The 22,847-nt window shown below is 72.6% G+C and carries 20 protein-coding genes and 1 pseudogene; 12 read left to right on the forward strand and 9 right to left on the reverse strand.

The features are described from left to right. Positions 1-312: tectonin domain-containing protein (locus ACFYWQ_RS06985; RefSeq protein ID WP_389513528.1), on the forward strand; the 312-nt coding region annotated here is incomplete at its 5' end. A 59-nt stretch (positions 313-371) separates the two neighbouring features. Here the strand turns inward: ACFYWQ_RS06985 and ACFYWQ_RS06990 are convergent. Genes ACFYWQ_RS06990 through ACFYWQ_RS07005 form a run of 4 tightly spaced genes read right to left on the reverse strand, consistent with a single transcriptional unit; the run spans position 372 to position 1,867 of the window. Then, positions 372-566 carry a DUF397 domain-containing protein gene (locus ACFYWQ_RS06990; RefSeq protein WP_389513530.1) on the reverse strand — a complete coding sequence of 65 codons (195 nt, stop codon included), beginning with the start codon at positions 564-566 and terminating at the stop codon, positions 372-374. Positions 567-595: 29 nt separating this feature from the next. After that, a complete protein-coding gene (locus ACFYWQ_RS06995; RefSeq protein ID WP_389513532.1) occupies positions 596-790 on the reverse strand; it encodes a DUF397 domain-containing protein in 195 nt (64 codons plus the stop codon). Between the two features lie 29 nt (positions 791-819). Further along, positions 820-1,008: a DUF397 domain-containing protein gene (locus ACFYWQ_RS07000; RefSeq protein WP_389513534.1), complete on the reverse strand. Its 189-nt coding sequence runs from the start codon at positions 1,006-1,008 to the stop codon at positions 820-822. Positions 1,009-1,015: 7 nt separating this feature from the next. Next, complete coding sequence (locus tag ACFYWQ_RS07005) at positions 1,016-1,867, reverse strand: helix-turn-helix domain-containing protein (protein ID WP_389513537.1); 852 nt, start codon at positions 1,865-1,867, stop codon at positions 1,016-1,018. Between the two features lie 258 nt (positions 1,868-2,125). On the opposite strand from ACFYWQ_RS07005, the pseudogene ACFYWQ_RS07010 reads away from it, so the two are divergent. The 8 genes and pseudogenes from ACFYWQ_RS07010 to leuE all read left to right on the forward strand — a co-directional run. Further along, positions 2,126-2,521, forward strand: a pseudogene (locus tag ACFYWQ_RS07010) (ATP-binding protein); the annotation flags it as partial. Positions 2,522-2,632: 111 nt separating this feature from the next. Beyond that, positions 2,633-3,253 carry an RNA polymerase sigma factor gene (locus ACFYWQ_RS07015; protein ID WP_389513540.1) on the forward strand — a complete coding sequence of 207 codons (621 nt, stop codon included), beginning with the start codon at positions 2,633-2,635 and terminating at the stop codon, positions 3,251-3,253. A gap of 195 nt (positions 3,254-3,448) precedes the next feature. Next, entirely contained in the window at positions 3,449-4,858 is a 1,410-nt protein-coding gene (locus ACFYWQ_RS07020) for an ATP-binding protein (protein ID WP_389514374.1), read from the forward strand. A 371-nt stretch (positions 4,859-5,229) separates the two neighbouring features. Continuing rightward, positions 5,230-5,889, forward strand: coding sequence for an RNA polymerase sigma factor (locus ACFYWQ_RS07025; RefSeq protein ID WP_389514376.1), 660 nt, complete (start codon positions 5,230-5,232; stop codon positions 5,887-5,889). Beyond that, positions 5,889-7,364 (forward strand): hypothetical protein, encoded by a 1,476-nt coding sequence (locus ACFYWQ_RS07030; protein WP_389513542.1) that lies wholly within the window; start codon positions 5,889-5,891, stop codon positions 7,362-7,364. The genes ACFYWQ_RS07025 and ACFYWQ_RS07030 overlap by 1 nt, the downstream gene beginning before the upstream one ends. 362 nt (positions 7,365-7,726) lie before the next feature. Further along, on the forward strand, positions 7,727-9,307 hold the full coding sequence (locus ACFYWQ_RS07035) for a methylmalonyl-CoA mutase (protein WP_389513544.1): 1,581 nt from the start codon (positions 7,727-7,729) through the stop codon (positions 9,305-9,307). A gap of 91 nt (positions 9,308-9,398) precedes the next feature. Beyond that, entirely contained in the window at positions 9,399-9,980 is a 582-nt protein-coding gene (locus ACFYWQ_RS07040; protein WP_389513546.1) for a Uma2 family endonuclease, read from the forward strand. Between the two features lie 30 nt (positions 9,981-10,010). Next, positions 10,011-10,658 (forward strand): leucine efflux protein LeuE, encoded by a 648-nt coding sequence (gene leuE, locus ACFYWQ_RS07045; RefSeq protein ID WP_389513548.1) that lies wholly within the window; start codon positions 10,011-10,013, stop codon positions 10,656-10,658. Positions 10,659-10,667: 9 nt separating this feature from the next. On the opposite strand, the gene ACFYWQ_RS07050 is transcribed toward leuE, so the two are convergent. Then, the gene (locus ACFYWQ_RS07050; RefSeq protein WP_389513549.1) at positions 10,668-12,137 is read right to left on the reverse strand and encodes an FAD-dependent oxidoreductase; all 1,470 of its coding nucleotides are present in this window, start codon (positions 12,135-12,137) and stop codon (positions 10,668-10,670) included. 73 nt (positions 12,138-12,210) lie between these two features. Here ACFYWQ_RS07050 and ACFYWQ_RS07055 point away from each other — a divergent pair, with 73 nt between their 5' ends. Beyond that, positions 12,211-12,861, forward strand: coding sequence for a TetR/AcrR family transcriptional regulator (locus ACFYWQ_RS07055; protein WP_389513551.1), 651 nt, complete (start codon positions 12,211-12,213; stop codon positions 12,859-12,861). Positions 12,862-12,870: 9 nt separating this feature from the next. On the opposite strand, the gene ACFYWQ_RS07060 is transcribed toward ACFYWQ_RS07055, so the two are convergent. The 4 genes from ACFYWQ_RS07060 to ACFYWQ_RS07075 form a co-directional block, all read right to left on the reverse strand. After that, positions 12,871-14,058 (reverse strand): acyltransferase family protein, encoded by a 1,188-nt coding sequence (locus tag ACFYWQ_RS07060; RefSeq protein ID WP_389513553.1) that lies wholly within the window; start codon positions 14,056-14,058, stop codon positions 12,871-12,873. A 220-nt stretch (positions 14,059-14,278) separates the two neighbouring features. Next, positions 14,279-17,077 carry a glycosyltransferase gene (locus ACFYWQ_RS07065; protein WP_389513554.1) on the reverse strand — a complete coding sequence of 933 codons (2,799 nt, stop codon included), beginning with the start codon at positions 17,075-17,077 and terminating at the stop codon, positions 14,279-14,281. Between the two features lie 320 nt (positions 17,078-17,397). Next, a complete protein-coding gene (locus tag ACFYWQ_RS07070; protein ID WP_389513555.1) occupies positions 17,398-18,738 on the reverse strand; it encodes an alpha-2,8-polysialyltransferase family protein in 1,341 nt (446 codons plus the stop codon). Beyond that, positions 18,738-19,814 carry a glycosyltransferase family 2 protein gene (locus ACFYWQ_RS07075; protein WP_389513557.1) on the reverse strand — a complete coding sequence of 359 codons (1,077 nt, stop codon included), beginning with the start codon at positions 19,812-19,814 and terminating at the stop codon, positions 18,738-18,740. The genes ACFYWQ_RS07070 and ACFYWQ_RS07075 overlap by 1 nt, the downstream gene beginning before the upstream one ends. A 198-nt stretch (positions 19,815-20,012) precedes the next feature. On the opposite strand from ACFYWQ_RS07075, the gene ACFYWQ_RS07080 reads away from it, so the two are divergent. Beyond that, the gene (locus ACFYWQ_RS07080; protein WP_389513559.1) at positions 20,013-21,362 is read left to right on the forward strand and encodes a DUF6716 putative glycosyltransferase; all 1,350 of its coding nucleotides are present in this window, start codon (positions 20,013-20,015) and stop codon (positions 21,360-21,362) included. A 127-nt stretch (positions 21,363-21,489) separates the two neighbouring features. Beyond that, the gene (locus ACFYWQ_RS07085) at positions 21,490-22,836 is read left to right on the forward strand and encodes a cytidylyltransferase domain-containing protein (protein ID WP_389513561.1); all 1,347 of its coding nucleotides are present in this window, start codon (positions 21,490-21,492) and stop codon (positions 22,834-22,836) included. The last annotated feature ends 11 nt before the right edge of the window (positions 22,837-22,847 follow it).

Here is a 22,847-nt window from a genome sequence, read left to right on the forward strand (position 1 = left end):
GGCGTGGCCGCCGACGGGACCGTGTGGCACGTGAACTCCGCGGGTGCGATCTACCGCTACACCGGGGACCAGGGTTCGACCAACTGGGTCAACGTCTCCGGTGGCCTGGCCCGGATCTCGGTGGGGTCGAGGACCCACGTGTGGGGCGTGAACTCCTCCGACCAGATCTACCGTTACACCGGCCACGACGCCAGTCCCTGGATCGGTATCCCGGGCAGTGCGGTCGACATCGGCGTGGCCGCCGACGGCACCGTGTGGTGCGTCAACTCCGCCGGCGCGATCTACCGCTACACCGGGGACCAGCCGAGCTGACGTGGCCGACAACCGGTGGAGGGGTCCCGACCGGAAGCACCGGGCCCCCTCCTGGCCGGCTAGCGGGGATCCCGCTTCAGGGCCTGGAGGAAGGGGGTGAAGGCGGTGGTGGGGAAGGTGAGGGTGGCTCGGGTGGGGGTTTTGGAGTCGCGGATGGATATGTGGGGGTGGTGGTGGGCCACTTCCACGCAGGCGTTGCCGTCGCCGCCGCCGGAGTAGGACGACTTCTTCCAGGTGCCGGGGGTGACGATCATCGGCTTCTCGGCTCCTTCGCGACGGGTGGCTAGTGGGGGTTCCGCTTCAGGGCCTCGATGAAGAGGGTGAAGCCGATGGCGGTGAAGGTGAGGGGGGCACGGGTCGGGGCTTTGGAGTCGCGGACGGCGACGGTGCAGCGGCGGTCGGATATCTCCACGCAGTTGTTGCCGTCGCCGCCGCCGGAGTAGGACGACTTCTTCCAGGTGTCGGGCGTGACGGTCATCGGCTTCTCGGCTCCTTCGCGACGGGCGGCTAGCGAGGGTTCTGCTTCAGTGCTTGGAGGAAGGGGGTGAAGGCGGTGGTGGGGAAGGTGAGGGTGGCTCGGGTGGGGGTTTTGGAGTCGCGGATGGATATGTGGGGGTGGTGGTGGGCCACTTCCACGCAGGCGTTGCCGTCGCCGCCGCCAGAGTACGACGACTTCCGCCAGTTGCCGGGGGTCATTATGGCCTCACAGCTCCTTCGCCAACCTGTGGATGAAGTCACGGGAACGCACGGGTTCGAGCGATGCCGCCTCCACTCTACGGAAGAGCGTTCTAAAGACGTTGAGCTGCGCTGCGGAGTCGGCGAACACCGTTCCATGAGGGGTGTCCTGCACCACGGTGTCCAACTCCGGGACGTCGGCGCCCGCGTACACGATGACGCTTCCGAGAGGGGCGAAGCTCTCCAGGTCGAAGGGGACGATTCGTACGGTGATGTGGTCGGCTTCGGACAGTTCCAGAATGCGCGTGAGCTGAGCCCGCAAGGTGGTGCGGCCGCCGACTCGGATGCGTAGCGCCGCCTCATGGATCACCGCTTTGTACGGGACAGGTGCCGGATCTTCGATGATGACGCGTCGCTGCATGCGATGCCGGACGCGCAACTCAAGGTCCTCCTGCGGCAGTTCCGGAACCCGGCAGGAGAAGAGCGTCCGTGCGTAGTCCTCCGTCTGGAGGAGGCCGGGGATGTGCAGGAAGTCCATGTCCCAGCGGTATGCGGAGTGGTGCTCCAGCTCGGAGAGGTCGAGGAACGACGTGGGCAGGAGGCCTCGGTACTCCTCCCACCAGCCCTGAGTCCGGTCGCTCGCCATCGCCGCGAGCGCCTCGATCAATTCCTCGTCGGTGCAGGAGTACTGAGCGGCGAGCCGTCGTACGCGCTCGCCGCTCACGCCGGCCGTGCCGAACTCGATCTGGCTGATCTGAGCCGAGTCCGTGCCGAGCAGCGCGGCGGCCTCGCGTCCTTTGAGCCCCGCGGCCTCTCGTAGTTTCCGCAGCTCGGAGCCCAGGCGCTCCTGGCGTGCGGTGGGCTGCTTCCTGCGCGCCATACGGGCCTCCTCGCGCCGCAACTGCCCCACGGCAGCACCTCTTTCGAGGGGGAGATTATGACAACGACTTGCACGGTCCCAAATTGTGTCCCTACTGTCAGTGACGCGACGCACACACAGCGGAACACCGGGACCCCCGGAAGTGCACCGCCCCGTCCTGCCATGACGGCCGCGGCAAAGACACCGCCCGCCGACCGCAACACCTCACTACCGCAACGGAGTTGAGTCACGCCCGAGAACGACACCACCGCCCCCGTCGACTCCTGGGAGTACTCCCTCTACGTCCCCAACGACCCCCGCGCCGTGACCGTCGGTCGCCGCACCCTCCGTGCCGCACTCACCCTTCACGGGCACGCCGGGCTGGTCGACACCGCGGAGCTGCTGGCCTCCGAGCTGGTCGCCAACGCCGTAGGACACCAGAAGGGACCGGCCGCCCTCCGGGTCCGCTGGCGGGAGGGGGTGTTGCGGATCGGGGCGTGGGACGCGGATCCGGAGCCGCCCGGGGCGCCCGGGAGGTTCGAGGAGCTGGGGGACGCGGAGGAGGGGCGGGGGCTGGCCCTCGTGCGGGCGTGCTCGGACCTGTGGGGCTGGCAGCCGCTGTCACGGCTCGGGCACCGCGGCAAGTACGTGTGGTGCGAGCTGGCCGGACTGTGACAGATCCGTGCGGCGGGACGCTGATCACGACGGGGGTGTGGACGCGGCTCGACCGTGGACACGGTGGGCGCCGCGCACCCACCGGACACTCCGCACGGACGAGGACGGTTCTTGGGCCAGGGAGGGGAACCCCGACGTGCGCAGGCGTACGACGGGGAACTGGGCGCGGCCGTGGCACGGGCCCAGGAGGGGGACGAGGCCGCGTTCGCGGTCGCCTACCGGATCGTGCACCCGGGGCTGGTGGGCTATTTACGCGGCCTGGTCGGCGACGACGCCGAGGACGTCGCCTCCGACGCCTGGCTGGAGATCGCCCGGGACCTGGGACGGTTCCAGGGGGACGGCACGGGCTTCCGGGGCTGGACCGCCACCATCGCCCGGCACCGTGCGCTGGACCACCTGCGGCGGCAGCGGGCGCGGCCCCGGGCGACCGCGCTCGAACAGGACCTGCTCGAACTGCCCGGCCCGCACGACACCCACGACCAGGCCCTGGAGAGGCTCTCCACCGAACGGGCCCTGGAACTGGTGCGCGGGCTGCCGCGCGACCAGGCCGAGGCGGTGCTGCTGCGGGTCGTGGTCGGACTGGACGGGCCCACTGCCGCGCGCGTCCTCGGCAAGCGGCCGGGTGCGGTGCGGACGGCCGCCCACCGGGGGCTGAAACGGCTCGCCCGCCGGCTCGGCGCCGACGGCGGGACGGACGACGGTCCGCAGACTCCGGAAACGCCGGGGGCGTGACATGGACGCAGACGACTGCGTCGTTGAGACATATTCAATGCGACGCATTCTGTCGAAGTAGACTTAGACGCACTCGTGGGTCACCGAGGTGGAGGAGGGCGAGTGAAAAGCCTGCCGGTCAAGCCTGACGATGTGGTCGACCGTGACCGGGAGTGGGATCTGCTCGCGGAGTTCGTCACCGATCCGGATCCGGCGATGAGGCTCGGCATCGTGTCGGGGCGGCGGCGGCATGGGAAGTCGTACCTTCTACAGGCCCTGTCCGAGCAGGTCGGCGGCCTGTACGTCACGGCGGTGAGGGAGGAGGGGCGGCTTCCCGCGATCCAGCGGTTCAGCGACGCGGTCGCCGCCCACGCCGGCCTGCGGCCGGGGAGTCTGCGTCTGACCGACTGGCGTGACGTCCTGTCCAATGCCCTCGATGTCACCGCCCGTTCGGCGCACCCGCTCCTGGTGATCGACGAATTGCCGTACTTGCTCCAGCACTCGCCTGAGATCCCGGGGCTGCTGCAACAGCTCTACGACGAACGTCAGCGGGGTGCCCGGCCCGGCGCCGGGCCGGGCCCGCGGCTGATCCTGTGCGGCTCCGCGATGAGCGTCATGCACGAACTGCTCTCGGGGACCAAGCCGCTGCGGGGGCGCGCCGTGGTCGATCTACGGCTGGGGGCTTTCGACTACCGTGACAGCCGGGCCTTCTGGCAGATCACCGACCCGCTGACCGCGCTGAAGGTGCACGCGGTCCTGGGGGGAGCCCCCGGCTACCGGCCGGTGGCCGCCCGGCCGCATCCGGAGGACGGCTTCGACACCTGGCTCACCCGGACACTGCTCGACCCGGGGCGGGCGGTCTACTCGCGTACCGAGACCGAGTACCTGCTGCGCGAGGACCCGAGGATCACGCAGCACACGCTGTACTACGACATCCTCACCGCGATCGCGCAGGGCGCCACCACCCCGAGCAAGATCGGTGCCGCCCTGGAGCGCCCGCGGAACGCCGTCGCTCACCCGCTGGGAGTGCTGGAATCCACCGGCTACATCCGGCGGGAACAGGACATCCTCCGCTCCAGGCACCCCGTCATCACGCTCGCCGACCCCGTCATCCGCTTCAACCAGCTCATCACGCTCCCGCAGGCCGCCGCCGTGGAGCAGGGTTTCGCCGAGCAGGTGTGGCACCAGGCCGCTCCGACCTTCAACTCCAAGATCCTCGGGCCGCACTTCGAGGACCTGGCCCGCGACTTCACCCGTCGGTACGCCCACACCCTGTTGCCCGGTGGGCTGCCCGGACCGGTCGGTACCACCGAGGTCGCCGACCAGGCCGCCCGGACGAAGCACGAGGTCGATGTGATCGCCCTGGCCGCCGGTGAGCGCCCGCAGGCTCCCCGTGCGAGGATCGCGCTGCTGGGCGAGGCCAAGGCGACCGCCGCCCGCCGGGGGACCGGTGACCTGGAGCGCCTGGAACGCATCCGTGCCCTGCTCGCGGATCAGGGGTACGACACCGCTGCCACCACTCTGGCCCTGTACTCCCTGCACGGCTTCTACCCCGACCTGGTCGACCTGGCCGACAGCCGTGACGACCTCCTCCTGGTCGACCTGCCCGCCCTTTACGGCAGCTGAGACCAGAAGCGGTCGGTCCTCGAAAACGCCGCAGGTCAGAAAGGTGAACCGAGGCAACGGCCGGGGCCGCCACCCCCCACAGGAGAGGCCCCGGCCGTCGCGCGGCACGGGCCGCGCGGCGGCCCGTACTCCCTACAGCGCCGTGCGTGCGTTTTCTGTCACACCCCGCGCCCGCCCACCGCGTCACACGTCCCTCGCGCCTTGTCCGGACATGGACGGCCGACGGTTTCAGGTCGTAACGTGCCTTTCGCGCCGGACGGCGGAGCGGTGTGAACACCGTGACCACCGTGACCACTACGGGCCGCGACCACCCGCGGGCCGCGACCACCTACGGGTTGGTCACACCGCAACCATCGACCGAGGACCACGACGTGGGGGACGACGCGGAGCTGACAGCCGCGGTGCTCGCGGCACAGCACGGAGACGAGACCGCGTTCCGGGCCGTGTACCGCGCGGTGCACCCGCGGCTCCTCGGGTACGTCCGCACGCTCGTCGGCGACCACGACGCCGAGGACGTCGCCTCCGAGGCCTGGCTCCAGATAGCCCGGGACCTGGAGCGGTTCAGCGGCGACGCCGACCGCTTCCGCGGCTGGGCCGCCCGTATCGCCCGCAACCGCGCCCTGGACCACGTCCGGATGCGCGGCCGCCGCCCGGCGATCGGCGGCGACGAGACGGAGCTGACCGGCCGGGCCGCCGACTCCGACACCGCGGGGGAGGCCCTGGAGGCGCTCGCCACCGGCCGCACCCTCGACCTCATCGCCCGGCTGCCGCAGGACCAGGCCGAGGCCGTCGTCCTGCGGGTGGTGATGGGCCTGGACGCCAAGACCGCCGCCGAGACGCTCGGCAAGCGGCCCGGCGCCGTCCGGACGGCCGCGCACCGCGGACTGAAGAAGCTCGCCGAGCTGCTCGGCGACGACCCGGAAACGGCCGGTGTGCTCGACACCCTGCCGCCCCAGCGAGGACCGCGCACGCGCTCGGCGACGTCCGCCGGTGTGACGCCTGCGCTCGCGCGGACGCAGAAGGACATGTGATGGCCGACGAGCGCTGTGTCTTCCCGGGGGACGGGCAACCCCCCGGCGGTTCCGCCCCGGCCCGCGGTCCCGGCGGGGAACGCGGCTCCGGCCGTCGGCTGGACCGGGCGGCGGTGGAGCGCCTGCTGAGCGGGGACGTCCCCGACAACGCTGTCGGTCCCGCCCGCCGCGACGAGGCCGAACGGCTCGCCCGTACCGTCGGTGCCCTCGCCGCGCTCGCCGCCGCCCCCGCCCCGGCCGACGGCGAACTCCCCGGCGAGGCCGCCGCCCTGGCCGCCTTCCGCAAGGCCCGCGCCGAGCGCGTGCCCCAGCCGGTGGCTTCCCCGACGGCCTCCCCGACGATCTCCCCGACGGCCTCCCCGGACCTCGGCGGCGACGGACGCCCCGGCCGGACGGCGGCACCAGCCGCACTTTCGGCGGCCGGGCACGGCGACCACGCCGCGGCCGGGCACGGCGACCACGCCGCGGCCGGGCACGGCGACCACGCCGCGGCCGGGCACGGCGACCACGCCGCGGCCGGGCACGGCGACCACGCCGCGGCCGGACACGGCGACCACGCCGACGACGGCGGGCTGATCCGTATCGGCGGACGGCGCGCGCCGGACGGCCCTCGCCGCCGCCGCCGTCACCCCGTACGCCTCGGGCTGGCCGCCGCGCTGGCCGTCGGCATGGCCGGCGGGGTCGCCGTCGCGGCCGGTACGGGCATCCTGCCGACCCCCTTCGACGGCACCGACCCGGGACCCGCGTCCTCCGTCTCCGGTGCCGCGACCCCCGGCCCGGACCGCCCGCTCGTCTCGCCCCCGCCGGACGACGGCGAGGGCGGCGCGACCGCCTCCGACGGCACCGCGAGCGGCACCTCGGCACCGGACGCCGACGGGACCGCGCGGGGCACCGGCGACGACTCCGCCGCCCGTGGCACCGGGGACGGCCTGAGCTGGCCCAGCGGCGTGACCTCGGCCTGCCGCGACGTCCAGGACGGCCGCCGGCTGGACGCCGACCGCCGCAGCGCCCTGGAGGACGCGGCGGGCGGTTCCTCCCGCGTGTCGTCGTACTGCGCGCAGGTCCTCGACACGACCGGCGGCCAGGACTCCGGCACCGGCGACGACCGCGACGCGTGGGACAGCCAGGCCGAGGGCGGCACGAGCAGCGGCCAGGACCGCACGGACACCGGCGACGAGCAGGGCTACGACGGCGACCAGGGCATCACGGGCCAGCAGAACGACGACGGCGGCGGCGGAGCCGGCCAGGACACCGGGGACGACGAGGACAGCGGCGGCGGGAAGAGCGGCAAGGACACCGGTGCGAACGAGGTGACGGGTGAGTCCACCGCGTTCCACGGCACCAGCAGCACCAGCAGCACCAGCAGCACCGGTGGCGCCAGTGGCACCAGCAAGTCCGGTGCGTCTGGTGTGTCCGGTGTGTTCCGTGGTGCCGGTGGGTCTGTCGGCCCCGGTCCGTCCGGCGCCTTCCGGTGACCCCGCCCCGCCTCTCCCACCGCCCCCCGGGCCCCTGCAAACCCTCCTGACCTGCTGTTTCCCAACCGCCGAAAAAACTTCGGCTCAGGGTGTGACGTTTTCCGCGGCCGTGACGCAGTAGAGAGTGAGCCGACTGGTCATCGGCCCCTCGCACGAGCCGGGGTTCCCCCCGTACCCGCGGCTCGTGCACCCGGCGCGGGCGGGACACGTTCCCCCGGTCCCGTCCGCGCCGCGAACCTCTCCCCGAGAATCCCTCCCCGAGACGACGGCCTTAGGCGCGCGCCGGGATGACGGCACGCGTCCGGCCCGGCATGGTGGTGACTGACCGATCCGCACGATCGCTCAGCGGGAGGCATCACACCATGGCGCGCGAGTCGGAGTCCGGACTGCCGATCGAGCCGGTCTACGGGCCGGCCGCCCTGGACGGCTGGGACCCGGAGCGAAAACTGGGGGAGCCGGGGGCGTACCCCTTCACCCGGGGCGTCTACCCGTCGATGTACACGGGCCGCCCCTGGACGATGCGGCAGTACGCGGGGTTCGGCACGGCGACCGAGTCCAACGCCCGCTACCGGCAGCTCATCGCCCACGGCACCACCGGCCTGTCGGTCGCCTTCGACCTGCCCACCCAGATGGGCCACGACTCCGACGCGCCGATCGCGCACGGCGAGGTCGGCAAGGTCGGCGTGGCCATCGACTCGGTCGACGACATGCGGGTGCTGTTCGACGGCATCCCGCTGGACCGGGTCTCCACGTCGATGACGATCAACGCCCCCGCGGCCCTGCTGCTGCTCCTGTACCAACTGGTCGCCGAGGAACAGGGCGTCGCCGCCGACCGGCTGACCGGCACGATCCAGAACGACGTGCTGAAGGAGTACATCGCGCGCGGCACGTACATCTTCCCGCCCCAGCCCTCCCTGCGCCTGACCGCGGACATCTTCCGCTACTGCCGGACCGAGATGCCGAGGTGGAACACCATCTCGATCTCCGGCTACCACATGGCCGAGGCGGGCGCCTCCCCCGCGCAGGAGATCGCGTTCACCCTCGCCGACGGCATCGAGTACGTCCGTACGGCGGTCGCGGCCGGCATGGACGTCGACGACTTCGCCCCCCGGCTGTCCTTCTTCTTCGTGGCGCGCACCACCCTCCTGGAGGAGGTCGCCAAGTTCCGTGCCGCGCGCCGGATCTGGGCGCGGGTGATGAAGGAGGAGTTCGGGGCGGAGAACCCGAAGTCGATGATGCTGCGCTTCCACACGCAGACGGCGGGCGTCCAGCTGACGGCGCAGCAGCCGGAGGTGAACCTGGTGCGGGTGGCGGTGCAGGGCCTGGCGGCCGTGCTCGGCGGCACCCAGTCCCTGCACACCAACTCCTTCGACGAGGCGATCGCGCTGCCGACCGACAAGAGCGCGCGGCTGGCGCTGCGGACGCAGCAGGTGCTGGCGTACGAGACGGACGTGACCGCGACGGTCGACCCCTTCGCCGGGTCGTACGTCGTCGAGAGCATGACCGACGACGTCGAGGCGGCCGCGCTGGAGCTGATGCGGAAGGTCGAGGACCTCGGCGGGGCGGTCGCGGCGATCGAACACGGCTTCCAGAAGTCCGAGATCGAGCGCTCCGCCTACCGCATCGCCCAGGAGACCGACAGCGGCGAACGGACCGTGGTCGGCGTCAACCGCTTCCGGCTCGACGCGGAGGAGCCCTACGAGCCCCTCCGCGTCGACCCCGCGATCGAGGCCCGGCAGACGGAGCGGCTGGCGAGGCTGCGGGCGGAACGCGACCGGGCGGCGGTCGACTCCGCCCTGGACGCCCTGCGGAAGGCGGCGGAGGGCGACGACAACGTCCTGTACCCGATGAAGGAGGCGCTGCGGGCCCGGGCGACGGTGGGGGAGGTGTGCGACGCGTTGCGGGGGGTGTGGGGGACGCATGTACCGGCGGATGCGTTCTGAACCGGGTGATTCCCCCGTGTGGGTGATCACCGGAGGAAGGCGGCACGTCCCCGGACGCCCTCCTGAAGAGTGCTCCCGAAGGGAGGTCGTCGTGACTGTGACAGAGCGCCAGATGACGATCGCCGAGGCCGCCGACCGTGTTTCCGGCTGGCTGCCCGGACACCGCGCGGAGATCATTCGAGGGAGCCTCATCGTGTCACCACCGCTGGACGAGTCGCATCAGGGAACGGTGTTCGAGGTCGGCTACCAGATCCGGCGGGCCGGAGCGAAGGAGGCCGGTCTCAAGGTGCGCCCCGGGATCGGCCTGTGGTTGCCGACAGGGCCGGCGGACTACGCGATTCCGGACCTGTCGATCGTCGAGGCCGGAATCGGTGACGCTCTCGTCCAGAAGAACTGCTACGCACCGCACGTATTCCGCCTGGTGCTGGAGGTCACCTCCTCCCACTGGGCCGACGACACACTCAGCAAGCCCGAGGTCTACGCCGAGGCCGGGGTCCCCGTCTATGTGGTGGCCGACCGCAAGCACGCCGAGGTCCTCGTGTTCACCGACCCGGCCGACGGCAAGTACCCCGCCCCCCTCCGCTACGAGCGAGGCCAGTCGATCCCCCTCCCCGAGTCGGTCGGGGTCACCCTGGAGCTCTCCGTCGACCTCCTCCTGGACGGCGAGGACTGACGGTCGTACGCCCGTGCGACACTCGTCCTCATGTTCGGCGTCATCGATCTTCCCACCTACCTGGCAGGCCTCGTCCTGATCGTCCTCCTTCCCGGGCCCAACTCCCTGTACGTGCTCTCCGTCGCCGCCCGGCGCGGTGTGCGGGCCGGGTACACCGCCGCGGCCGGGGTGTGGTGCGGCGACACCGTCCTGATGACGCTGTCCGCCGCCGGTGTCGCCTCCCTCCTCCAGGCCAACGCCGTGCTGTTCGGGATCGTGAAGTACGCGGGCGCCGGGTACCTGACCTGGCTGGCGGTCGGCATGCTGCGGGCCGCGTGGGGGATGTGGCGGGAGCGGCGCGAGCCGGCCGCCGAGCGGCCCGAGGCCGCCGCCCCCGACGAGCGGCCCTTCCGGCGGGCCCTCGTCGTCAGCCTCTTCAACCCCAAGGCGATCCTGTTCTTCGTCGCCTTTTTTGTTCAGTTTGTTGACTCCGGATACGCCTACCCGGCCCTGTCGTTCGTCGTCCTCGGGGCGTTCGCGCAGCTCGCCAGCTTCCTGTACCTCAGCGCGCTGATCTTCAGCGGGACCAGGCTGGCGGACGCCTTCCGGCGGCGCAGGCGCCTCTCTGCGGGGGCCACCTCGGCGGCCGGGGCCCTGTTCCTCGGGTTCGCGGCGAAGCTGTCCCTCGCGAGCTCCTGACCGGGCCGGTTACCGGCGCGGACCCAGCTCCGTGACGTACGCGACGTACGCCGCGAGGTCCGCCGGCTCGTCACCGGCCCAGCCGACGTACCCGTCGGGCCGGACGAGGAACCACCCGGCCCCGTACCACTCCGGGGCGGCACCGCGGACGACACGCACCTCGTCCCCCGGGCCGTCCCCCAGACCGTCCCCGAGGCCGTCCCCCAGGTCCGGGACCTCACCGGCGGTGTCCAGCGCGAGCAGCGTCCAGTGCGGTCCGCGAAACGCGTCGAAGAGCCGTACGCCGCCCACCCTCCCGTCGGGTGCGCGGTCACCGGCCCGCACCGGGCCCGGGGTCGCTCGGGTCTCCCGCGACAGCGACGACTCCCGGTAGCCGAGGCCGAGCTGACGCGTCGCCTCCCCGCGCCGGGTCTCCCCCCGGTGCACGCTCGTCGACAGGCCGAGCACATCGGCGGCGATCGGGCGCCGCTCCTCCTCGTAGGTGTCCAGCAGGGCGGCCGGGGCCTGCCCCCGCAGGACCGCCGCCAGCTTCCAGCCCAGGTTGTACGCGTCCTGCACGCTGGTGTTGAGGCCCTGCCCGCCGGCGGGGGAGTGGACGTGCGCGGCGTCCCCCACGAGGAAGACCCGCCCGTCGCGGAAACGGTCCGCCAGTGCCGCCCGCGGACGGAAGTCGGACGCCCAGCGGACCTCGGTCACATCCTGCGGGGCGAGGTGCGTGCGGGCGGCGACGACCGCGCGGATGCCGTCGGCGGAGAGGTCCACCGACGTCCCCTCCGCGAACCGGGCCACCAGCTGGAAGTCGTCCGTGCCCGCCAGCGGGCAGAGGGCGAGGAAGCCGCCGTCCTCCCCGCTCGGCGGGAAGATGTGCCAGTTGTCGCGGTCCAGCCCGGCCACCCGCACGTCCGCCACCAGTGTCGGGCTCGGGTCGACCGTCTCGCCGGTCATGCCGATGCCGAGCGCCCGGCGCACGGCCGAACGGCCCCCGTCGGCGGCGACCACGTACCGGGCGCGGACGTCCCCGCCGGAGGCGCAGTGCGCCGTCACCCCCGTCGCGTCCTGCGCGATCCCCGTCACCTCGCGCCCGAAGGCGACCTTGCCGCCGAGTTCCTCCAGACGCGCCCGCAGGATCTCCTGCGTGCGCCACTGCGGCACCATCCACGACTCGTCGTAGGGGGAGTCCTCGGTCGGCTCCACCGGGTCGAACATGTGGTGCTCGCCCGCCCGCCGTCCGTCCTGCCAGATCATCCCTACCGGATAGCTGCCACCGGCCGCGCGGATCGCGCCGAGGACGCCGAGGTCGTCGAAGACCTCCATCGTGCGCGGCTGGAGCCCCTTGCCCCGCGAGCCGGGGAACAGCCCGTCGGCCCGCTCGACGAGGACCGCGTCCACCCCGCGCCGGGCCAGTTCGATGCCCAGGGCCAGCCCGCTCGGGCCCGCGCCCACGACGAGCACGTCCGTCTCGTGCGCATACGCCGTCATACGACCACTCTCCTTAACGCTGTTAAGTGCCGTCGGTCGCAAGGGTGTCCTTAACGGCGTTAAACTGTCAAGCGTGACCCCCGAACGACGCGCCCCCCTGGACCGGAAGCAGGTGGCCGACACCGCGCTGCGGCTGCTCGACGAGGTCGGCCTGGAGGGACTCACCCTGCGGGCCATCGCCCGGGAGCTGGACGTGAAGGCGCCCGCCCTGTACTGGCACTTCAAGGACAAGCAGGCGCTGCTCGACGAGATGGCGACGGAGATGTACCGCCGCATGGTCGCCGGAACGCCCCTGGACCCGGGCGACACCTGGCGGGAGCGGCTGCTGAAGGCCAACCGCGGACTGCGGGCGGCGCTGCTCGGCTACCGCGACGGCGCGAAGGTCTTCAGCGGCTCACGCTTCACCGGCTTCGAGCACGCCGAGCAGATGGAGGACAGCCTGCGCCTCCTCACCGCCGCCGGATTCCCCTTCGACCGGGCCGTCCGCGCGACCACCACGACCTACCTGTACACCCTCGGTTTCGTCACCGAGGAACAGGGCGTCCTCCCCCGGCCCGGCGAACGGAGCGAGGGCATCGACCTCGACGAGCGCGCCCGGATGATGGCCGACTTCCCCCTGGCGGCCCGGGCGGGCAAGGAGATCTTCACCGACTACGACCGGCACTTCGAGGAAGGGCTGGCGATCGTCCTCGACGGGATCGCGGAGCGGTACGGAATGCCGTAGGGGCCTTCCTCACCGCACCCGCGACAGCGCCGCCCGCAGCCGGGGCGTCAGCGGCTTCTCCACGAACCGGTTCAGCAGCCAGGCCAGCAGCAGCATCGAGGTGAGCGTCAGGGCGAAGGTGGCCGCCGACGGCAGGTGCAGGCCGCGGTGCAGCACGCGGATCACCACCCACCCCAGGTGCTCGTGGACCAGGTAAAACGGGTACGTCAGCGCCCCGGCCACCGTCAGCCGGCGCCAGTTCACCCGGTTCAGCAGGCCGAGCGCGATCGCCGCGACCGCCGCGAAGCCGAAGGCGACCACGAGGACGATGCCGAACGTGGTGCGGTGGGCGAAGGCGTCCGGGTCGGAGGCGTTCCACAGCGAGTCCACCGCGTAGTGCTGCCCGATCAGGAAGCCGACGGCGACGATGCCCCAGGCGACGGCGTCCCGCCGGTCGCGGTGGACCAGGTAGAGGCCGATGCCGCCGATGAAGTACGGCGCGTACTCCGGCATCACCAGCAGGTCGAGCAGCGGCTCGTGCGCCGCCTCCGCGACGACCGCCGCCAGGGTCCACACCGCGCAGAACAGCACGACCCGCCGCCGGCTCGCGCCCGGCAGCACGACGCACAGCGCGAACAGCGCGTAGAAGCGGATCTCCACCCACAGCGTCCAGCACACGCCCAGCACCCGGTCCGCGCCCAGCGGCTGCTGGAGCAGGGTCAGGTTCACCAGCGCGTCGCTCGGCGACACGGCCTCGTACACGACCGCCGGCAGCGCGAACACCGCCGTCACCAGGACGACGGCCACCCAGTACGCCGGCAGCAGCCGGGACGCGCGGGAGGCGAAGAACGACCGCGGCGAACGGCCCCAGCCGCTCATGCAGATCACGAACCCGCTGATCACGAAGAAGACCTGGACGCCGAGACAGCCGTAGGCGGCGAACGCGCTCAGCGTCGGGAACTGGAGCTTCGGCGAGGTGCCCCAGGCCCGGGTGACGTCACCGCCGCGCCCGGCGTAGTGGTACACCGCCACCATCAGCGCGGCGACCAGCCGCAGCCCGTCCAGGGCCCGGAGCCTGCCCTCCCGCCGCCCCGGACCCGGCGCGGACGGGTCCGGCGCGGACCGGGTCGGCGCGGACGGGTCCGGAACGTCCGGCTCCCGGGCCGCCGGTGCCGCGCCGGACCGTGATGCGGAGGTGCTCACGACCGTTTCCGTCACGCTGGTATCCCTCGCAGTGCGCCGTGGGTTCGTCTCTCCCGGCCCCGGACGCCCGGGGCCGGGCCGTGCGGTCGCCTCGGTCCGGTTTCGGCGGCCGGGCCGTGCGTGTGTCTCGGTCCGGTTTCGGCAGCCGGGTCGAGAGCGTGCCTGAGTCCGGCTTCGGCAGCCGGGTCGAGAGCGTGTCTCGGTCCGACTTCGCCAGCCGGGCCCAGAGCGTGCCTCAGTCCGACTTCAGCAGTCGGGCCGAGCGGTTGCCGAGCTGGACGCGCACCGCCTCCCGGCGCGCGAGCTGCCGGATGGAGCGGCCCCGCGTGCCGAGCAGGTTCGCGACCCGCGCGACCTCCGTCCACACCCGGGCCCGCTCGCCGCCCGCGATCGCGGCCGCGGAGAGCAGCCGGCAGGCCTCCTTGACCTCGCCGCGCCGGGCCCGGATCTCGGCCATGCCGATCAGGACGTCCACCGGCTGCCGGCGGCGCAGGATCTCGGTGCCCACCCGCAGGGCGTCGTCGTGCTTGCCCGCCTCGAAGTGACGGGTGAAGTCCTCGGTGAGGTACTTGCCGTGCCGGGCGAGCACCGCGGCGAACCGCGCGTTCGGCGACTCCGCGCCGTCCGGCAGGCCGTCGCCGGTCCCGTGGCCGCCCTCCGACACGCCGTGGGCCGTCCCGCCCGTGCCCTCCGACACGCCGTCCGCCGTCGACGCCGCGCCGGTCCCGGACGCCCCCGGGGACCCGCCGTCGGCCACGGGGGACCCGCCGTCGGCGACGGGGCGCCGCCGGGACTCGCCCGGCCCGGGCAGCCCCAGCGCCGTCGTCATCCGGGCGGTGAACGCGGGGATGTCGAACAGCTCCTCGACGTCCTGGTACTCCGTCTCCGACACGGCCTCGTCCAGCACCCGGCGCAGTGCGTCGAGCGCCGCCTCGGGCGTGTACTCGGCGAAGGAGCGGTAGCCGGGAACGCCCTCCAGGACCTCCCGGGAGCCCACCCGGTGGTAGGTGACGGTCCGCAGCCGCTGCTGGACCGCCTCCACCACCGACAGCGGCATGGGGTCGTCGACGCTGGACAGGAAGAAGACGTCCGAGGCGGCGAGTTCCTCCCGCACCCGGTCCCGGGAGAGCGCCCCCATCCACTCGACGCGGTCCGACAGCAGCGTGGAGGCGTTGATCCGCCAGGTCTTGTGCCCGATCCACGCGAAGCGCCACGGCAGTCCCTGCGCGTAGGCCAGTTCGGCGACCCGCGAGAACAGGTCGAGGCCCTTGCGGTCCTGCATGGAACCGACCATCACGATCCGCGGCCGCTCCCCGGGCGTGCGCCGCGCGCGGGCGCGGTGGGTGTCGCGGGGGACCGTGTTGTAGACCACGACCGGGTCGCTCACGCCCAGCTGGCGGAACATGTCGGCCTGCGCGGTGGAGACGCACAGCACCTTCAGCTTCGGCAGCAGGGTCAGCATCTCCTGGTGCCGCAGGGTGTGCTGGCCGCCCTCGAAGTTCATGACGTACTCGGTCTCGTGGGCGTACAGCACCACGGACTTCCCGGCGTCCCGCAGCGCCTGGACCAGCTCGTTGGCCAGCGGCGAACGCCAGAACGGGGCCAGGCTGTTGACCAGGACCACCTCGGCGCCCTCCAGGTCCGCCATGACGTCCTCGGCGCGGCTGTAGGCGCCGAGGTCGAAGTAGCGGACGTCCACCGGGCTCTGCGCGAGCAGCGCCTGGGTGTAGGTGAGGACGGGGATCGCCACGCCCGTGACGTACGAGAAGCCGAGGCCCAGCACCGCCAGCGAACGCGGCCGGTCCATCCGCCCCTGGACGGCGCGCAGCGCCCGTTCGGCCCGCGACAGGCCGGCGTGCCCGTCGTCCTCGCCCGCCGTCCAGCGCGGGGCGGGCCGCTCGGCGGGCACGCGGGCCCGCTCGACCAGGCGCAGGACGCGTTCGGGCACGTCGTCCTGGAAGGCGATGAAGTGCTCGACGGGCTCGCCGTGCACGTTGGCCGCGAACTTGCCCGAGCGCTGGAGGTCGGCGACCACGTCGACGAGCTCGCCGACGGTGCCCACGTTGCGCAGCAGCGGGTGGTTGACCGTGGGGAAGACGATGTTCAGCGGGGGCGGGCTGAACAGGATCAGCGGGGTGCCCGCCCGCAGCGTCTGGAGATACGTCGTCGAGAAGAACGTGACCGCCAGGTCGTACCCGTCGAGGGCCTCGGCGTCCAGCAGGGCCTTCTCGTCCAGGACCGTCACGTCCGGCAGGGTGCGCAGCCAGGTGAGGTGGCCGTCGAGCGTGGACGGATGCGGCTTGATCTCCACCTGCCCGAACTCGGTGAGCGCGGCGCACAGTTCGGTGAGCTGCTCGCGGTGCTGGTTCCGGGAGAGCTTGCGCTGGTCGCCCAGCGGCTGGTCGAGGACCACGATGCGCAGCGGCTCACCGGGGTCCTTGGCGTGCCGGTGGGTGGTGGAGCGGGCCGCCCGCAGCAGGGCGGGGTCGTCGCTGTGCCCGAGGGCGCCGGTGATGTGGACCGGCGCGTCGGCGTCCGCGGAGCGGAACAGCAGGTGGTGGGCGGTGGCCGGGCCCCAGACGCAGACGGCGGCCGGGCCGGAGGAGCCGTAGTACCAGTTCTGGTCGTGCAGCCCGGCGTCGGTCCGCTTGAAGTGGAAGTCGAGGTGGCCGTCCTGGACGAGGACCAGCGGGAGGGAGCGGCCCAGCGTCCCGGCCACCCGGCGTCCGCGCTGCGACTGGTCGTTGAAGAACACCAGCCGGTCGACGCCCTCCTCCTCGGCGAAGGCGCGTATGCGGTGGCCCAGTTCCTCCAGGAACTCGGCGTCGCTCAGCGCCTCGTCGACGGTGAAGAGATTGCGTGCCGTGAGACCGTCGAAACGGGCCGCCGCCTCCTCCGCGATCCATCCGGCGACGTTTCCGTCCCGGTCCGCGGTGACCAGGTGGAACGAATGGGCGTCGGCGCCCTCGGCGCGCATGATCTCAGACGCGAGGTTGACGCCGTTGCGGTTCTCGACAAACACAGCGATGCGCATCGATGTACCAGTCCACTCCGAAATCTTGGGCGGCGGAGAAGGCGCTCAGAACGCGGTAGCCACCTTGAGTACCGGCCTCGGTGACGGAGGACCAGGCATACCTTCTTTCGTGCATGAAATACGATCAGGTTTCCCGGAACGGGGAATCCAGGGGGAACGCCCGGTGAACATTCCGCGAGCGCTGGACGTCCATGCCCGGCCGTTCCGGGGTGATCCCTGAGCAGCGCCCTGGCCGAGCCTGTGCCCGACGCCCGACGCCCGACGCCCGACGCCCGACGCCCGACGCCCGACGCCCGGCACGCCGGCGTCCGACGCACCGGCTACGCCTGCGTACGCCGCACCGCCTTACGCAGCGCCCGTGCCCGGCGTACCACCCGGCGGGCGGTGGCGTTGCGGGGCAGGAAGGACAGCCGTTCCGGAATGCCGCCCGGCAGTCCCAGAGCGGTGAGCCGCTTGCGGCGGACGTACCGCTGGGTGCGCGGGCCGAGCCGGGTGCGCAGGTACTCCTCGGCGGCCGGGCGCAGGCCGGGGTGCATCTGCGGCTGCATCACGAAGCCGACCGCGGCGACCAGGTCGCCCACCGAGTCGGCGTCGAGCGGCTGCTCGCCCTCCCGGTCCTCCAGGTCCGGCAGCAGGGCGTCCGCCAGCACGGCCGGGATCCGGTTGCTGTTCTGGAACGGCGACAGCCGCTCCAGCAGCGGCCCGGTGCCGATCCGGGCGACCGGCAGGCCGTAGAACTCCCGCGCGGTGAACAGGGCCGTGGAGAAGCAGCCCACGACGAGCGCGGGCCGCGCCCGCTCGAACAGCACCTCGGCGAGGACCGGCGTCTCCAGCACGGTCAGCTCCACGCCCAGCGTGGCGGCCTCCGCCTCCAGGACGCGGCTGTAGCGGACCGGCGCGGTGGGGTGCGGCTTGAACACGATCGCGCGGTGGCCGCGGGCGACCGCCCCGCGCATCATCCGCACGTGCAGGTCCTCCTCCTCGTCCGGGGAGAGGATGCCCAGCGCGGACAGGTACTGGCCCAGCAGCAGCGCGCTGCCGTCGGGCAGCGCCGGCAGCGCGGGCACCGCCTCGCCGACCTGGCCGAGCACCTTCAGGAACGCGCTCACCGGCACGGTCCGCGCGGGCACCGCGAACTCGGTGAGCAGCAGCGGCGTCAGACCCGGCACCAGGTCCAGGTGGAGCAGCCGCCGCACGCGGGTGCCGATCAGCGGGTCGATCTTGTTGCGGGTGGGGCCGTAGCTCATCAGCCCGTCGGCGTAGACGTCGACGGGCGCTCCCGTGAAGATCTGGGCGATGGCCTGCGCCGGGTCGACCTGGATCGACTCCAGGACGATCTCCACCCGGTCCTCGCCCAGCCCCCACAACAGGCGCAGGTACCGCTCGAAGAGGGGCACGTCGTCGGGGCGGGGCGACCAGGCGCCGGGGTGGAAGGGGCTGATCGCCGCGTTCCAGGACAGCACCACATCAAAACGGTCCCGCAGCGGTTCAAAGCCGGGCATCTCGTCGACCGCCGGGGTGGTCTCCGGGTTCGTCGCGTTGTTGCACACCAGCAGCAGCCGCCGGTCCGCGGGCGACAGGCTCCCGGAGTCCAGGGCGGCGGCCAGGGTGGCGGCGCCGTAGAGGGTGGAGGCGCACAGGATCTGGGTCGTACGGGTCATCAGGCGGCCGCCTCGGATGTGCCGGTCTTCGATGGGTCGGTCTTGGATGTGCCGGTCTTCGGTGGGTCGGTCTTGGATGTGCCGGTCTTCGATGGGCCGGTCTTCTGGGAGGTGATCTTGCGGCGCAGCCGGCGCAGCTTCGCGGAGCGGCGCAGGTCCATGCGGTCCAGGACGTCGGTGAGCAGTTCCTGGGGCATGCGCTGTATGGCCGCCGCGCTCATCGTGCGCAGCTGCCGGGCCACGGCCGGCTCGAACTTCTCGGTCTCGGCGAGGTGGTGGGCGATGATCGCGCAGTAGGTGCGCACCGCCTTGGGCAGCAGCCGGCCCGCCTCGGGGTCCCGCGCTGTCTCGTCGACGACCTGGTCGAAGGCGCGGATGAAGTCGAGCTGCCGGACGTCACCGATCTGGGTGAGGGAGGAGGCGACCCCGCGGCGGTAGAAGACGCCGTGCAGGTTCAGCACCGCGAACGACTCCGCCTCCCGGTGCAGCTTCCAGATCCACGGCCGGTCCTCGGCGGTGCGCAGCCCGTCGGTGAAGTGCAGCAGGCCCTTGTCGAGCAGCCGGCGGTGGTAGGCGCCGGCCCAGGCGTAGGCGTAGTCCACGGAGGTGGTGCGGTCGGCGGGCAGGATCGCCTCGCGCGGGCGGAGCACCTCCCCGCGCCGCCCGAGCGGGTGCCGGACGAGCGTGCGGGCGCGCCCGGTGGCCTGCACGTGGTCGACGCGCACGAAGTCGCAGCCCAGTTCCTCGATCGCGGTGACCAGCTCGCCCAGATAGCCGCGCGCGAGCCAGTCGTCGCCGTCCAGGAACGTCACGTACTCGCCCTGCGCGGCGTCCAGGCCGGTGTTGCGGGCGGTGGCGAGTCCCCCGTTCTCCTCGTGGCGGATCAGGCGCACCCGGGCGACCGCCGACAACTCCTCGGCCGCCCGTTCGAGAATGGCCGGGGTCTCGTCCTTCGAATGGTCGTCCACCAGGACGAACTCGAAGTCCGGACGGGCGTTCGTCCGAAGGCTTCTGAGGGTGTCCGGGGCGTATTGCTGCACGTTGTAGAACGGCACGATCACGGAGAGCTTTGGCACCCGCGAAAGCCTAGGAGCGCGCCGGACAGCGAGTATTTCCGCCGCGGGTACGGGCGATGAAATCGGTGTGACGGAACGGTGCACCCCGTGTAATTCCCATGAATCGACGGGCCAGTTCGGTGACCGGTGGGGCGTTGTTAACTTCCTGTTGAGTCGAGGTTGGGCCGGACCTGGATTTCGCTTCCTAGCGTCTTCGACGTGCCACCACGTACTTCGAACCCCCTGCGGATCGCCGTGCTCGCGGACTCCGACACCCGCTGGAAGTGGGGTGCGGCGACCGCGGCCCGGATCGCGCCCGGCGGCCCGGCCATCGAAGCCGGATCCCCGGACGCGGCGCAAGCCGCCCCCGTTCTCGACGGGTTCCTCCTGCGCGGCCGCGCCACCCCCACCCCCCGGCAGCTGGCCGAGGTGGGCGTGCGCGCCGACTCCCTGCACGAGGTCACCGCCGTCGAGTTCCTGCGCGCCATGGCGCGGGAGCGGTACGACGTCCTCGTCCTCGCCCTCGTCGGCGGCGGCGTCCAGGCGGTCCTGCACGGGCTGAAGCGGATCACGGAGGGCACGAGCGAGCGGCCCGTCGTCGTCACCGGCTACGTCGGTGTCGTCTACGAGAAGCTCGCCGACGGTCTGCTGCTGCGGCACGGCGCCGACCTCGTCCTCGCCAACTCCCGCCAGGACGCGGAACGTTTCCGCGCGGTGTACGAGGGCGTGGGCGCCGACGCCTCCTCGGTGACCGAGGTGGCCCTGCCGTTCCTCGGGGGCGCCGCCCACCCGGGCGGACCCGACACCCGCACGGTGGTCTTCGCCGCCCAGCCCTCCGTACCGGAGAACCGCAGGGACCGCACCTACCTGCTGGAACGGCTCATCCGGCACGCCCGGCTCCACCCCGACCGCGACGTGCTCCTCAAGCTGCGCTCCCGGCCGGGCGAACACACCACCCACATCGAGGAACTGCCCTACCAGAAGCTGGCGCAGAAGCTCGACGCGCCGTCCAACTTCCGCCTCGTGTACGGCAACATGGGCGAGGTCCTCGACCGCACCGACCTGCTGGTGACGGTCAGCTCCACCGCCGCCCTCGAATCCCTCCACCGCCGCGTCCCCACCGCGATCCTCACCGACCTCGGGATCCGCGAGGCGCTCGGCAACCACCACTTCGTCGGCTCCGGCTGCCTCGCCTCCTGGGACCAGCTCGACGCCGGCCACCGCCCCACCCCCGACGAGGACTGGGTGGCCCGGCAGGGCGTCGCCGCCGACGGCTCGTACGACCGGGCCTACGACACGGCCCGCGCCCGCATCACCGATCTCCTCGCCCGACCCGGCGGCCTCCCGCCGCTCACCCCCTACTACACCCCCGCCACCGCCCCCGGCTACCTCCCCGGCATCCTCGCCCGCCACCACCTCGCCGCCGACGGCAGCCCCCTGCCCAACGCCCCGGCCGGCGACCGGGCCCCCGGCCCGGTCCGCCAGATCGTCCGCCGCGCGGCCCGCGGCGCCTACCGGCACGGCGTCCAGCGCGTGGCACCCGTCATCCGGCGCATGGGGGAGCTGTGAACGCCCGCCGCCCGGAGGCCGCCGTACCGCCGCACCGCCGGGCCGCCGGGCGGGGAGCGCGGGCGGCGTCGTGAACCACCGCCCCTCCCGCCGGGGAGTCCCGCTTCCACGTCAAGGAGTCCAGCCCATGTCCCACTCCCAGGCCGGGGTACGCCGGGTGCTCGCCGTGATCCCGGCGCGCGGCGGCTCCAAGGGCGTCCCCGCGAAGAACCTCGCCGCCGTCGGCGGTGTGCCGCTGGTGGTGCGGGCCGTGCGCGAGTGCCGGGCCGCCCGCCTGGTCACGGACGTCGTGGTCTCCACGGACGACCGGGCCATCGCGGCGGCGGCGCGCGAGGCCGGCGCCGAGGTCGTGCTGCGGCCCGCCGCCATCGCCGGCGACACCGCCACCTCCGAGGCCGCCGTCCGGCACGCCCTGGACGCGCACGAGGCCCTGCACGGCGCGTCCGTCGACGTGGTGCTGCTCGTGCAGTGCACCAGCCCGTTCCTGGTCCGTGAGGACGTCGACGGGGTCGCCGCGGCCGTCGTCGAGGACGGAGCGGACACGGCGGTGACCGTCGCCCCCTTCCACGGGTTCGTGTGGCGGGACGCGGAGGACACGTCGAGCGACACCGGCGAGTCGGGGGGCGGGGAGGACGCGCCGAGGGTCGCGGAGCACGCGCCGAGGGTCGCGGAGCGCGCGTCGGGAGTCGCGGAGCGCGCGCCGAAGGACGCGCAGTACGGCACCGGCGGCCACGGCGTCAACCACGACAAGTCCTACCGCCCCCGCCGCCAGGACCGCCCCCAGGACTTCCTGGAGACCGGCGCCGCCTACGCGATGGACGCGGCCGGCTTCCGCGAACACGGCCACCGCTTCTTCGGCCGCACCGACCTCGTCCGCACCGACCCCGCCCGCGTGCTGGAGATCGACGACCCGCACGACCTGGCCCGGGCCCGCGCCCTCGCCCCCCTCTTCGACGCGGACCTGCCCGGCGCCCTTCCGACCGCCGACGACATCGACGCGGTCGTCCTCGACTTCGACGGCACCCAGACCGACGACCGGGTGCTGATCGACTCCGACGGACGGGAGTTCGTCTCCGTGCACCGCGGGGACGGCCTCGGCATCGCCGCCCTGCGCCGCAGCGGACTGAAGCTGCTCATCCTGTCCACGGAACAGAACCCGGTCGTCGCCGCCCGGGCCCGGAAGCTGAAGCTGCCGGTCCTGCACGGCATCGACCGCAAGGACCTCGCCCTCAAGCAGTGGTGCGAGGAGCAGGGCATCGCGCCGGAGCGCGTGCTCTACGTCGGCAACGACGTCAACGACCTCCCGTGCTTCGCCCTCGTGGGCTGGCCCGTGGCGGTCGCGAGCGCCCACGACGTCGTACGCGGCGCCGCACGCGCGGTCACCACCCTCGCCGGTGGCGACGGCGCGATCCGGGAGATCGCCGGCTGGATCCTCGGACCGTCTCTCGACTCTCTCGACCCCGTCACCCAGTAAGGAACTTCCTG

It is taken from the genome of Streptomyces sp. NPDC003247 (assembly GCF_042888135.1).
In the GTDB taxonomy this organism is placed as follows: domain Bacteria; phylum Actinomycetota; class Actinomycetes; order Streptomycetales; family Streptomycetaceae; genus Streptomyces.

What these genes read in the sequence shown, in the direction of transcription:
- ACFYWQ_RS07005 (WP_389513537.1), bottom strand. Translation starts at nt 1,867, where the DNA reads ATGGCGCGCAGGAAGCAGCCCACCGCACGCCAGGAGCGCCTGGGCTCC.
- ACFYWQ_RS07070 (WP_389513555.1), bottom strand. Translation starts at nt 18,738, where the DNA reads ATGACCCGTACGACCCAGATCCTGTGCGCCTCCACCCTCTACGGCGCC.
- ACFYWQ_RS07085 (WP_389513561.1), top strand. Translation starts at nt 21,490, where the DNA reads ATGTCCCACTCCCAGGCCGGGGTACGCCGGGTGCTCGCCGTGATCCCG.
- ACFYWQ_RS07000 (WP_389513534.1), bottom strand. Translation starts at nt 1,008, where the DNA reads ATGACCCCCGGCAACTGGCGGAAGTCGTCGTACTCTGGCGGCGGCGAC.
- ACFYWQ_RS06990 (WP_389513530.1), bottom strand. Translation starts at nt 566, where the DNA reads ATGATCGTCACCCCCGGCACCTGGAAGAAGTCGTCCTACTCCGGCGGC.
- ACFYWQ_RS07035 (WP_389513544.1), top strand. Translation starts at nt 7,727, where the DNA reads ATGGCGCGCGAGTCGGAGTCCGGACTGCCGATCGAGCCGGTCTACGGG.
- ACFYWQ_RS07030 (WP_389513542.1), top strand. Translation starts at nt 5,889, where the DNA reads ATGGCCGACGAGCGCTGTGTCTTCCCGGGGGACGGGCAACCCCCCGGC.
- ACFYWQ_RS07020 (WP_389514374.1), top strand. Translation starts at nt 3,449, where the DNA reads ATGAGGCTCGGCATCGTGTCGGGGCGGCGGCGGCATGGGAAGTCGTAC.
- ACFYWQ_RS07050 (WP_389513549.1), bottom strand. Translation starts at nt 12,137, where the DNA reads ATGACGGCGTATGCGCACGAGACGGACGTGCTCGTCGTGGGCGCGGGC.
- ACFYWQ_RS07065 (WP_389513554.1), bottom strand. Translation starts at nt 17,077, where the DNA reads ATGCGCATCGCTGTGTTTGTCGAGAACCGCAACGGCGTCAACCTCGCG.
- leuE (WP_389513548.1), top strand. Translation starts at nt 10,011, where the DNA reads ATGTTCGGCGTCATCGATCTTCCCACCTACCTGGCAGGCCTCGTCCTG.
- ACFYWQ_RS06995 (WP_389513532.1), bottom strand. Translation starts at nt 790, where the DNA reads ATGACCGTCACGCCCGACACCTGGAAGAAGTCGTCCTACTCCGGCGGC.